This window comes from Paenibacillus sp. NPDC056722 (genome assembly GCF_042790635.1).
In the GTDB taxonomy this organism is placed as follows: Bacteria; Bacillota; Bacilli; order Paenibacillales; family Paenibacillaceae; genus Paenibacillus_AQ; species Paenibacillus_AQ agri.
Map to the genome: position 1 here is coordinate 895551 of NZ_JBHTYV010000001.1, position 12616 is coordinate 908166.

7 protein-coding genes are annotated in these 12616 nt (G+C 50.9%); all 7 read right to left on the reverse strand.

Annotation, left to right across the window (positions count from 1 at the left end):
* Positions 1 to 45: 45 nt before the first annotated feature.
* Positions 46 to 3750: a dynamin family protein gene (locus ACFRAM_RS04205; RefSeq protein ID WP_379464657.1), complete on the reverse strand. Its 3705-nt coding sequence runs from the start codon at positions 3748 to 3750 to the stop codon at positions 46 to 48.
* 725 nt (positions 3751 to 4475) lie between these two features.
* Positions 4476 to 4742, reverse strand: a complete 267-nt coding sequence (locus tag ACFRAM_RS04210; RefSeq protein WP_066363024.1) for an NAD/NADP transhydrogenase alpha subunit — start codon at positions 4740 to 4742, stop codon at positions 4476 to 4478.
* Between the two features lie 2 nt (positions 4743 to 4744).
* Positions 4745 to 5455 carry an endonuclease III gene (nth, locus tag ACFRAM_RS04215; RefSeq protein WP_379464658.1) on the reverse strand — a complete coding sequence of 237 codons (711 nt, stop codon included), beginning with the start codon at positions 5453 to 5455 and terminating at the stop codon, positions 4745 to 4747.
* A 242-nt stretch (positions 5456 to 5697) separates the two neighbouring features.
* Positions 5698 to 8448: an S-layer homology domain-containing protein gene (locus ACFRAM_RS04220; protein ID WP_379464659.1), complete on the reverse strand. Its 2751-nt coding sequence runs from the start codon at positions 8446 to 8448 to the stop codon at positions 5698 to 5700.
* A 77-nt stretch (positions 8449 to 8525) separates the two neighbouring features.
* A complete protein-coding gene (locus ACFRAM_RS04225; RefSeq protein WP_379464660.1) occupies positions 8526 to 9206 on the reverse strand; it encodes a GerMN domain-containing protein in 681 nt (226 codons plus the stop codon).
* Positions 9207 to 9310: 104 nt separating this feature from the next.
* Positions 9311 to 10747, reverse strand: a complete 1437-nt coding sequence (locus ACFRAM_RS04230) for an N-acetylmuramoyl-L-alanine amidase family protein (protein ID WP_379464661.1) — start codon at positions 10745 to 10747, stop codon at positions 9311 to 9313.
* Positions 10748 to 10911: 164 nt separating this feature from the next.
* Positions 10912 to 12480: an N-acetylmuramoyl-L-alanine amidase gene (locus ACFRAM_RS04235; protein WP_379464662.1), complete on the reverse strand. Its 1569-nt coding sequence runs from the start codon at positions 12478 to 12480 to the stop codon at positions 10912 to 10914.
* Between the last annotated feature and the right edge of the window lie 136 nt (positions 12481 to 12616).

Sequence of the window (12616 nt, forward strand, 5' to 3'; positions counted from 1 at the left end):
GTCAGATTGCAAGTGTTCTTCGACAATTTACTACAATCTTCACTTTTAATTGTCGAAAGTTTCTCCAATACGTCGCAATTGGAGGGCCAATTCGCCCCAACGCTCCGCCGAATCACCCCCTTTCTGGAGATTCGTCATGGCTTCCTCCTGTTCGGATAATCTTTCGCGCAGCCGATCCGCGGTGATATTCAGGGCTGCCTGGGCGCCCACCGCGTAATGTTCCAGCAGTTTGGGCTCCTGAGCAGCTACCGCAACGGTAATGGCTTCCTTCAGCAGCGGTTCCACTGCGGATTTGACCTTATCCCGCCCACCGCCTTCGAAGAATTGACGCGGGGACTTAAACATCCCCCATAAGGAAGTCCAATGTATTGGCTGAAGTCGCAAGTCCATCTCGGCAGGCGGGCTCCAGCGGATTTCTTCATCATCCACCAGTTGAGCTTCACCCTCCATAAAAGGTAACTCAGCCGTTGCAGCTGCTACGGCTTCATGTACCAACCTGTTCCCGGCGGCTTCAAGCCGAAGGGTCGTCGCCCATAGCTCCTGCTCCAGTTCACGCTGCACTGTCCGCCACAGCTCCGCTCCACAAGCCGAGAAGATCTCCTTCAGATTCCCGGCTTCTTCACGCAGCAATGAAGGATGGAAGGATTCCTGGAAGAAACGGCCGAAGGTGAACCCGATCCGTTGCCGCACATGGTACAGCAGCTCTTCTCCTTCACGGCGAAGACTGTTAATTGGACGGGTTTCAGTCTGTAGAAGAACCAGCCGTTCTTCCGCCTGCCCCATTCGTTCCTTCAGCAGGATAGCTTCCGCCTCCCGCTGGCTCTCCTCGCGGGAAGCCAGGGCTCGCCATTCCTCCGCACGGTGGACGACTGATGCCAGGCTCTCCTGTGCAGCAGCAAGCGATAACTGTGGCAGCTCTTCACCAGCAAATTGAGAAAGGGCCTGCTCAAAATGCTGAAAACGGGAGCTCTCGTAAATGTCACGATCGCCTGAAGTTTTCCCCTCCAGCGCCAGCAAGCTCGACAGCGCATAAATACGCGGTGCATGCAGTCCACCTTCCCGCAAGTTTCGGACCACATGACCCCGAACCTCTTCCAGTTCTTCTTCTCCAGAGGCCAGATCAGAGGCATTGATGATGAAGAACATTTTATCCAGGGCGAAGCTGTCCTTGATTCGTCCCAGCTGTGCCAGCAGTCCCCGGTCGGCCTTGGAAAAGGCATGATTATAATATGTGACAAATACGATGGCATCGGCTTCCTTCATATATCCGAAGGTAACGCCGGTATGCCGTGCATGCAGGGAGTCCGCCCCGGGGGTATCTACTAGCACAATGCCACTCTCGGTCAGCGGGCAGGCATAATACAGATCGATGCCTTGTACAAAGCAGGCCCGCGTCTCCTCTGCAACCAGCTGCCGGTACTCTTCCAGCCCTACGGTCCGTACAGTTCCAAGCAGCGGCTCGGCTTCCTTCCAGCCGGCGGCTGCAGCCCGCAGGAAGCCGGCATGGGGCAGTGCGGAGGGATGAATGCCCCCCAGGGGCAGACTGGACAACGCCGCACTCCAGGATTCGGGCTGTGGTACGCCTAGCCCCAGCACGCTGAAGGAATGGGTGATGTCATCCCAGACATCAGCCTGCGACTTCATGGTCACTACCGCGCTGGCATGCCGGAAGTCCCCTTCCGGCGCCAAAATGCGGTTGACCGCCGCCGTGGCGGGATGGGGAGACACGGGCAGCACCTCTTCGCCCAGCAAGGCGTTGGCGAAGGAGGATTTGCCGGCGCTGAACGCTCCGAACAGCGCCAGTGTAAAGCGGCCGCCGGCGAGGTCCTTCGCCCGCGCCGCCAGGCTGCGCGCGGCTGAGGCCATGGCCGGCTCGCCGCGCAGCAGTTCGCTTGCCGCCGCCAGTGCGCCGGCGGCTGCGGACAACCGTCGCCGTCCACCGGCCGGCGACACAGCTCCCGCCGCCCAGTCTGGGGCGGCGCTTTGAGCGGCCGCTATGCGCAGCGGCGGCCGGGTGTCACGCGCCGCCTCTGCGGCAGGCGCGTGCTGGGGAGTCCTCACCTCCGGCAGGATGCCGGGGGTGAGGCTGCGGCGCGGCGGCAGCAGCGCCGCGAGCTCTGCCGCGCGCTGCTCCGCTGCGCGGTCCAGAGCGGCGAGCGCAGCGGCGGCCGCCACCTGCTGCGCGAGGTCTGCTTCGCGGCGCGCAAGCTCTGCGCGCCGCTCCTCCATGAGCGGCGGCAGCTTCGACAGCAGCTCATCTCCGAAATCCAGCGCCGCGCGGCGGTAGCGGCTCTTAATCTCTGCCGCCAGACTGCGGCAGAGGTTGAGCAGCGCCTCACCCGTATGACCGCTTCCCGGCTTTACCAAGGCCGCTAGCCATTCCGGGCTTACCGCCGGGAAAATCTCCTTCAGCTTCGTATCATCATCCTCACTCCACAGCTCCAGAGCTTCCGCCCATTCACGAAGAAGTGGCCCAGTATGCCACTCGATCTGGGCGGACACCTCCCGGGTCAGCAGCGCATGCCAGGCAGCAAGCCGACCGCTCTGCTCCTTCTCCCGCTTGGCAGCGGTAAAGAACAGCCCCCGCCGGAATCCCGGGCTCATGCTCTCAACATATGCTCCCGCCCCCTCTCGTACATCGGCGGGCATGAGATTCGCATTGCCTAGCAAATTCTCCAGCGCAGAACGGAGCTGCTGCCTAGAATGCTCAGGAAGGTCTTCCAAGTCCTTCTTCTCCTGCTCAAGAGAGGTCAGTTCCCGCTCTACAGTCTCACGGTTCGTACCATCCAGCTGCTGTGTCCACTGCTCCCGCTCTTCACGCTGCTCCTCCCGGTACGATGCCAGCAATGCCTCGCCTGTATGATGAATGGAACGCGACAGGCTGAATTGCAGCAATTCCTGCCTGGAGGACAGTAGCTTTGTAATCAGCTTCAGCAGTTCTTCCCATTGATTCAGCGGATGCTCCTTAACCTTCAACGAAGTAAACAGCATCCCGCTGTGCTTAATCCCCCAGTGATGGAAAGCGCTTTCTAGTTGCTTCTGATATTCTGTGATCGAAATCTCACGTTCGCGGTGTTTGTCAATCTGGTTAATGATCAGATATAACGGTTTACCCCAATCACTAAGATTTTTGGCAAAGGCTAGATTATTCTCCGACTGTACATGGTTATAATCCATCACGTAGAACACAACATCCGCCAAATGAAGTGCCGAACGTGTCGCTGTCTGGTGACCGTCATCCGTGGAATCCACGCCCGGTGTATCCATCAAGACTCCATGGGAACCGAGTAATGGTGCATCCTCCCAAACCTCAATCGCTGAATATTCCCCGCCATCACGACAGTATTCCTGCAATCGCTCCTGGGTCGTTTCCCAAGGTACCACAGTCCCATCTGCTCCGGTTCGAGGATAGATCAGTACACGCGGGGTGCCGCTGCGGATAGATACAATATTGGCACTTGTAGGAACAGGACCCGATGGAAGCACCGTACTTCCGCACAGTTTGTTGATCATACTGGATTTCCCGGCGGAGAAATGTCCGCAAAAAGCAATCGTCAGTTCATTCGCCTTTTCTTTTTCCAGCAAATCACCAAAAATCTGCCCGGTCTCATCTTCACCCCAACGTTCGGACAATTCTTTCAAATCCAAAAGCTCTACTGTGGTTTCACTATCGCTTGTTGTCTCTGCTGTTGTCCCTGCTGTTGTTTCATTACTGGCTTTTCTCTCTGCCTTGGCTTGTTCCGCACCCATCCGCTCTCCACCTCTACTCTAGCCTTATAGTCCAATCGTACTGAGTGAATTAACGGGAAAAACTCCCGCTAATTCGCAGAAAACTCCCTTTTACATCCAAATAACAGGAATTTATGCAGTTAAAACAATCAAACAGGTTCACATAGTAGCAAATATGTCGGAACAACAGGAGAAATTCCCGTTATATATCAAATCTGCACCTAAAGTGCCGAAATAACATGATTTATTCCCGTTATACTTGGCAAAACCCGTTATAATCTGCAAGAATAGAATAATTCCATTTTATCACCGGTCTGCCACAAATCAAATACACACTAATTACAAAATAACCTATAATCCCTTACGAACAGACAGAACTGCCCTGACGTTTAGCGATCTGATGAATCTTCCTCGACATCCCTATTTCAGTATCCCTGTTCACCCTCCCTTTAGAACGCCACTACGGTCGAATGTTTGGACTTCCGGCCACTGTTGTCTCCAGATCTCTTTCCATAGTTTCGCTGTTTACGGTTGAAATCCGGAAAGTTTATACTTCCGATGCCAGCTTTCCTGTGGAATGCTTTTTAGCTCGCGCTGTCGCTCTTACAGTTCCAAACTTCCCCCTTCGCTCCTCCTTGCTTTTTGTTACTTTCTTTTGTTTGGCTTATATAGATAATACGAAAAAGAGCCTGCCCAAGGGGGCAGACTCCTTTATTAAGGATGCATCACAGATCATCCCGAATGTGTTATGCACTTTCCAATTCAGGCAGCAGAATTTCGAATACTTTGCCGTGCTGAAGAATAGTCAAGCCACGGGATTTGTCTCTCATAACAACTACCTCAGGCTTTTGCGACATACGCTCCAGGTAGTGTTCAGGCACTTCGCCGGAATGGCTGATCGTAATGCCTTCAACTTCCTGCTCTTCGTTCTCTTCCAGTGGGCTATCCACTACGCGGTCAAAAATATCCGAAAACACTTCAAAATTGTCAGTGTACACAGAAATGCACTTCATCTCTATCCCATCCTCTTCTTCATCTCTAACTCTTTGCTCTTTCGCGTATGATCTTTATCTTTCCTGATCACAGACGATTTCATACGTTTCTTTCCCTCACGGCATACATCAAGAAGCGGACAAACCTGACATCCCGGGTTCTGGGCCTTGCAGTGATATCTGCCGAAAAATATGAGCCGGTGATGCGTCAGTGTCCATTCATCCTTCGGCACCGCCTTCATCAGCTTCTTCTCCACTTCCAGTACAGAATCTTTCCAGCCTGCCAGGGCAAGCCGCTTCGCGACCCGCTCCACATGCGTATCTACAGCAATCGCAGGCACACCAAAAGCATTAGACACCACCACGTTAGCAGTCTTGCGGCCAACACCTGGCAGCTTAACTAATTCATCATGAGCCTGGGGAATTTCGCCCCCGTATTGCTCAATCAGGATGGAGCATAAGCTCTGTATATGCTTCGCCTTGTTGCGGTAAAGGCCGATGCGCCGGATATCCCCTTCCAGCTCCTCTATAGGTACGGAGACGTAGTCTAGTGGGGTCTTATACTTTTGGAACAGATCCACGGTCACTTTGTTCACCGTAGCATCCGTACATTGGGCTGAGAGCAGCACGGCTATCGTTAGTTCAAAAGCGTTGCTATGAATCAGCTCACAATGCGCATCAGGAAACAAGTCACCCATCGTATCCAGAATGTGGCGGACTTCTGCAACCTTCATAGCGTCCCTCCGCTTCACAATTTACGCTGAACATGCCAGCGCTTCCCATTTTGATGTAAGGAAATATAAACAAAGTATGTATTATAGCGCAGTTCTCCATACATTTCAACTCATGAAAGGACGGATCATGCATAACTATAGATAAGGATCACCATACCTTGCTATATTTCAAAAAAAACGTCCTGACGCAGGCAAACCCTTGCGTCAAGACGGTGTTTCTCACAGAAATCCACCACTCGCAATTATTGTTTCACAACTTCTATTGCAACATCGTTATTGAAATACATTATAATCTTATCATTTTCTTTGAGAGATTGCACGGATAATGTCGTGTCACCTTGATGAATATATGCATTAGGTGCTAACCGGAAACGATTGGAATTATCGTTCATGTTATCCCGCTTCACCACAATTTCGTTCGACGCACTCTCATAACGTGAGAAGATGCGGCTTGCCTGAGTTAGCACCCGTACGATGATGGAACCATTAGCATCTTTCCGGACTTCAATCCGGTCAGCAGTAGTCAAGCTTCCAAGCGTCGTCGTTGTTGTGCCATCTCTAGTAATTTTAATTCCGCTGCTTGTGTTAAAGGTCTGAACAGCCCCTGAATAATCCTTCACGGTCAGCGTTCCCGCAGTGGCATCTACCCCGTTAACCGGGCCTGTAGTTAGCTTGACGGTCTGAATGGCAAGTGGAGTCGAACCTTCAAAGGTCACGTTCACAAAATCTCCTGCCTTCATCTCGGTCAGCTTTACAGTTTGTCCAGCCTCGTTGCTCAAAGGCAACTGAGCAGTGTTGATCTCGCTACTGCTTCCATTGACCTTAATCGCAATACGGTTCGTTCCCGAATTCACCATCGAAGTTTCGAGTTGCAGAACGGATTTCACTTTTAGTACAGAGATGATGTCCTGATTGGTACCCAGTGCTGCCGTTACCCCGCTTCCAATGGGCACATCGGAAATCGTAGCGTTGCTGTTGCCAAACTGCTCCACCGAAGTCGGATAAGGGAGAGTAAGACTTTCCCCGGCATTGACCTTAATGACCATCGTTCTGGAGGAGGTATTGACGGCTGTCAATGTTCCTTCATATTTGGTTAGCAGCTCCAGAGATAGAGCCCTCATGCCCAGCGCCTTCATGTTTACCTTGCGGCCCTCAGTCAATCTGGGTCCAACTGTCGTCAGGTTCGGAGCGATTCCGTCAAACGCCAGCTTGGTTTTATCATCTAGCTGAATAACATGCGGCTTGCCGCTCACATCCTTAATCGTCAGCAGCTGTGTTTTGGAATTATAATCTACTATAGTCGCCGCGCTGAACTGGTCGATTTGCCGGCTCAAGACCTCGATCTTCGTAACCTGGTCATCGCTACCCAGTGTAAGCTGTATATTGTCTCCTCCAGTGGCATCTGCCACCAGATCATCAGTGGAAGGATTCGTGACGCCTGGAATAACAATCGCCGGCTTGGCCGCCAGCAGCTTCACCTCGCGCCCGCCATCCTTTTTCTTATACACAACGGTTGTACCGGTAATCTCATTGAGCACGCCTTGAACCGTGCGCTCAACACCCTCGGTCACCTCTACAGAACGGATTACATTCTCTTGAATCGTGTATTTGACTGCAGCACCCACCTTCAAATCAACAGGCTGCAGAACGCTGTTCTGAGAGCTGAACAACGAGGTGCCATCTTCCCATTTAAAAGTCTCAGGTACACCTGCAGCATTTTTGAAAGTTATGGACTTGTCCGTAAGGTTAACACTTTGAATTGTGCCTGTTGTTGTCTTATTGATCACACCTGAGGTAACTTGCACCTTTACTACTTTGTGAGAACCGCTATATGTTTCCCGTGTCAACGTTACGACACTATCCGCCACAAGTGCAGACGGCTCAATTTTATTGCCGCTGGCATCCACGAAAGTTGTTGTATCATCGTAGTAGTACTCAGTAAAACCTGTTGCCGATTTCAACCACAGCTTGTTCCCTGGAGCCACCATGGCAAAATTACCACTCAGGCTTTCAATTAGCTGTGTCGGATCAGTTATCTCCACATAGGAAGCATTATAAGTAGCCCCGATAACAGTTACCTTCGTGTACGGCTGAAGATCGCTCAGATTAATTCGATTCTCAGAAGTGCTGGTAAAATATGCAGTGCTGGCATTCAGTCCATGCACAGACGTATTTCCGTTATCGTAGACAGATAGTCTGTCACTTTTCAGATCGCTGATATAGCCTTCCACAGTATTGTCATATACAAGCCCTGACTGTGCTTCTGCCCTACTGAAGAAAGTCGCCAATTGTGCACGGGTTACAGCACCCTGCGGATCAAAACGGTTGCCATCCAGCCCGTTCGCCAGACCGAGGCTGACCGCCAAATTTATGTAGCCACGTTTGTTCGCGGACACCTTAGCATCATCGGCAAATCCTGTCGAAGCATTCCCTGAAGCTACTGCATCAGCACTCTTGCCGAGTGAACGGATCAGCAGCTCTGCAATCCACTCCCGGGAAGCTTTGCGCTCACCCCAGGAAGTTTTCTGATTATCTGCTGTCATTTCAGCAGTCTTATCAAGTAAGCCTTGCTGAAGTGCATAAATCACGTAGGACTTGTAGTAATTCGATACCTCAAAACCCGTTGGAAGAACGGTTTGTGTATTAGGGTCCGCATTACCCGCCTGTTTCATGAAACGCAGCGCCATCAATACAGCTTCTTGCTGGGTTACGGGGTCGCCGGGACGGAACAAGCCGTTGTTGCCGACAATAATCCCCTGCCCCGCTAATTTATAAATATGCTTTTCGGCCCAAAAGCCTGTTTTTACATCGCTAAATGTGCTAGGGGCAGAGACATTGCTCTGATTCGCTGGAGGGTTCGCTGTAGTGCTCGCAGAACTATCTGCAAAAGCCGCGCCTGTTCCACCCAAAACCATAACCCCCGCCAGAACGGCCGAAACCGCTTTGGCAGAATAAGGCTTCACCCTACGTTTCAATCTCTTTTGTCTGGACAATAGGTTGTTCTCCTCTCAATAACCCATGATTGTTGTGTACCTAGTACTTCGCCAAGCAGCTGCAGAATTCCTGCGTATTACAAGCTGTTCTCTCTGGTCATGGGATGCTCCAGATCAACATGGCCCATCAAACTTTCAACTTTCTGGCCGTCCACCAGCATTTCGATGCTCTTCACTTCGTCGAATTGGAAGTACGTTTTGGCAAGGGCGGACATCGCCATGGATTCCCCACCAGCGCCCAATTGTGCATCTTGTGGTTTATGGATATCCATAAGGATCTGTCCATCCTCAAATTTGAGCGATTTCAGCTCAATTTTGCCCCACAGCGGAATTTGCTCTTGATTATCGCTGCTTTGCAGCGCTTTGAAGGCATCACTGTACTTCTCCACTGGATCGGCAAAATGGATAGTAGCCTTCGCAGCTACAAGATCCAATAGCTGTGGATCGGTATAATAGACATCGATACTTTGGCTTTGCTTCTCTGCAGCAGCCGGCTTTTCTGTAGCAGTCGGTGCAGGCGTACTGTTGACCGTATTATTTCCGGGCTCCTCTGTTGCTTCAGGCGATGGGCTCGGAACTACCTGATCGCCGCCTTCCGCTGTATTATTGTTGCTTCCGTTCTCTCCAGCACCGTTCACAACGGTAGGCTCCAGATTGTTGCCATTAGCCGGAGCAGCCGTCGGTTTATCGCCGCAACCAGCAATTACGAGTAAAAGCAGAGCAGCAATTCCTGCGTAACCTAATTTCTTGTTCATCATTCCTAATACCCCCTTAGATGAATACGAGCAGACCTGTCCGCATAGTTTTCGGGCCGAAAAACAGGCGGGAAATAACTGTGCGGCGCTGGTCTGCCGTTAAGCTGTTATTTTATTCCGAGATATTCATTAATTCCGCTGACGATCCCAGCGGCAACTCTACTTTGGAAAGCGTCATTGAATAAAAGGGCTTCGTCGTTTTTGTTACTCAGGTAGCCAACCTCCAGAAGCACCGCAGGCATCTTTGTTTCCCGTATGACATGGAAATTGCCATAGCGTACACCTCGGTCGCTTATGCCGGTGGCTTGTACAAGGTATTTATGCATCACGTTTGCCAACGCTTTGCTGGCATCACGCTGATAATAGGTTTCACTCCCGCTGGCTGAGGAGGACGCACCACTGTTGGCATGAACGGAGATAAAAAGATCCGCTTTCAGATTGTTCGCCAGGGCTGCACGATCTTTCAGCTCGATAAACGTATCGTCGCTTCGTGTGAGCACTACGTCAACCTTATTCTCCTTCTTCAGCAGGTCAGCAGCCTTCAATACGACAGCCAGATTAAAGTTCTTCTCATACTTTCCAGTTACACCCACAGCACCGGAATCTTTGGCACCATGCCCTGCATCCAGCACAACCAGCTTTCTGCCGTTATTCACTGGTGGGGTAACAGGATCAGTTGTCGATGGTGCATTAAGATCAATGACCACTAACTTTGAAGAATCTCCGGTAACATTCACGCTGTAATTCTTCGAATGAGTCAAATCAATGACAAAGCGGACTACATAAGGATTCGTATTATACAGCGAATAGCGAACCCCCGACACATCGGGATAATCTGTAATTGCAAGACTGCCGTTCAGGTTGGAATCGAGAGCTTGTCCGGTACCAAAAACATTCGAGAAGGTAGCATTCGGCAGATCTACAACAATACGATCCGGGCCGGTTACCACAGATACCTTCGGCTCGACTTTGCCATCGACAGCAATGGTCAAGCGATTCTCATTGAAGCTCAAACCATTTACCTGGGCCAGATTTGCAGTAGGATCCACAGGAGGCTGCCCATCTCCTGGATTACTTGGGTTCTCCGGCTGGGAACCGTTATCTCCCGGAGCATTTGGTGTAGTCAATGTTACAATCTTCTGTGAATTGTCCCAATCAACCAGCAGACCAAACTGTTCGCTGATGAAACGGATCGGTACTAGCGTCGTATTACTGCGCAGTAACGGAGCAGTGACCAAGGTAACGGTCTTGTCATCGACAGAAGCCGTTTTTTGATTGACCACCAGCTTGATCGTCTTGAATGAATCAGAGATGGTTACCGTCTGACTCTTCTGCTCCCAGTCCACCTTGTAGCCAAGATTCTCTGCAATCATTCTTAGCGGGACCATAACCGTGCTGTTCACATTTTCAACAGGAGCTCCTTGTTCGGCCGTAATCTCCTTGCCATCCAGAATAATCTTGCTGCCCGAGGCAGCGGCATGTCCATTTTCCGGCAAGATCAGTACAAAAAGTAACAGCAACAGCATAAAACCAAATTTCTTCATTCTCCACCTCTAAGAATCTAGTATTCCGCCTGAGAAAGACGTTCTTGTTGACCTGACGACCAGCAACCTTCGACATCTATTAGACGCCGCCACTCTACAAAAGTTGCGAATATATTCCATAGGGGAACTGAGATTTTGCATAATTTGTGCGGCCTCAGTCCAATTTACAATCCAAGATATTCCTTGATCCCCGCTGCAATCTCTCCTGCAAGGTTGTTCTGAAGATAGTCTGTATACAGCGCAGTTTCATTGTCTACATTGGTGAGATAGCCAGCTTCCAGCAGCACAGCGGGCATGCGTGTCTCCCTGGTTACATGAAGGCTCTTATAGCGGACTCCATTGTCCTTAAATCCCGTTCCGGCAAGAAGATGCTTATGCATAATTTGCGCAAAAGGCAGGCTCTCACTTCGACTGTAATAGGTTTCACTTCCGTTGATTTTATTCCAGTTCGGAAAAGATGTCTCAAGAGAATTGGCATGTACCGAGAGAAAAAGAGTCGCGCCTGCCGCCTCGGCAATCACCACCCGATCCTGCAGCTCCAGGTGGGTATCTTCAGTCCGGGTATACACCACTGTCATCCGTCCATCCTGTTCCAATAGTGCTCCCGCTTTACGCACCACGGCCAAATTAAAGTCCTTTTCCAATCGGCCCGTGATACTGACCGCCCCCGGCTTAGAACCACCATGCCCCGCATCCAGGACAACTACCGGCTTGCCTGTATTCCCGGCTGTCCCCCCACCGTTCCAAGGAACACCTTGCGTGTTGAGATCGATGGTAACCAAACCTTTGCTTTCATCCGTACTTAGCTGGTAAGGCTGACTGACCGCTGTCTGAATGACAAATCTTACTATAGAAGGATTGACGCTGAACAAAGCGTACCTGATCTCGGATACGAGCGGGTAGCCAGTCACATCCAGCTTGCCTTGCGGGCTACCGTTACCCGCCAGTCCCTGCTGCAGGCTTCCTGCAAATTCTGGTGCAAAAGCCGTTCCGGGTAAATCTACAATAATGCGGGCCGGATTATTCATTACCGTTATGCTTGGCTTGACGCTCCCATCAACGGCAACTACCAGTTTGTTCTCACTGAATACAGCACCCTTCACCTGTGAGACACCTGCAAGAGTACCGTCGTTGCCCGGAATAGACGCAGCTGGAGAAGGTGTTGAAACAACTATGCCCGGAATACTCCCGCCCAGATTTCCCGGCGTGACTGATGGAACCTGAGCAGTGGGTGATGGTACTGGTGACGGTATTGGTGTGGGTGCTGCAACTTGGGGAGCTGGCGCTCCTCCGGTTAAATAGACGATTTTATCACGGTTGTCCCAGCCTACCTTTAGTCCAAACTGCTCGCTGACAAATCGGATGGGCACCAGCACCGTGCCTCCGGTTTGTTTAGGTGCAGCATTCAAATCCAGGCGTATCCCGTCGGCATTAGCCGATTTGCTGCCTACGATAAGTTCTACACTCTTAAAATCTTGCTTTATGGTCACTTTACGAGAGGTTTGCTCCCACAGCACTTCAAACCCCAAATTCTCTACTACAATCCGTATGGGGATCATCACACTTCCGTTCACATTCTCAATTACAATCCCTTTGGGCAGTGCAAGTTCTTTATTGTCCAGAACGATTTTACCTTGTGTCTTTCCTGCCGCGGCAGCATCATGGACGGAAAATGACAGAAACATCAGCGGCAGCAAAAGTAGCGAAAATATCAAGCGGGTGACTCTCCCCATCCTTTTCTCTCCTTTGATATTTGGATTCGTGAACTTCCATGACCTATCAGACGACAGAAAGATTCCAAAAGTTGCCTCTACAGGCAATGTATATATCGATTATAACAAAAAAACTTCTATTTCCGACATCGGAAAT

What these genes read in the sequence shown, in the direction of transcription:
- ACFRAM_RS04205 (WP_379464657.1), bottom strand. Translation starts at nt 3,750, where the DNA reads ATGGGTGCGGAACAAGCCAAGGCAGAGAGAAAAGCCAGTAATGAAACA.
- ACFRAM_RS04210 (WP_066363024.1), bottom strand. Translation starts at nt 4,742, where the DNA reads ATGAAGTGCATTTCTGTGTACACTGACAATTTTGAAGTGTTTTCGGAT.
- nth (WP_379464658.1), bottom strand. Translation starts at nt 5,455, where the DNA reads ATGAAGGTTGCAGAAGTCCGCCACATTCTGGATACGATGGGTGACTTG.
- ACFRAM_RS04225 (WP_379464660.1), bottom strand. Translation starts at nt 9,206, where the DNA reads ATGATGAACAAGAAATTAGGTTACGCAGGAATTGCTGCTCTGCTTTTA.
- ACFRAM_RS04230 (WP_379464661.1), bottom strand. Translation starts at nt 10,747, where the DNA reads ATGAAGAAATTTGGTTTTATGCTGTTGCTGTTACTTTTTGTACTGATC.
- ACFRAM_RS04235 (WP_379464662.1), bottom strand. Translation starts at nt 12,480, where the DNA reads ATGGGGAGAGTCACCCGCTTGATATTTTCGCTACTTTTGCTGCCGCTG.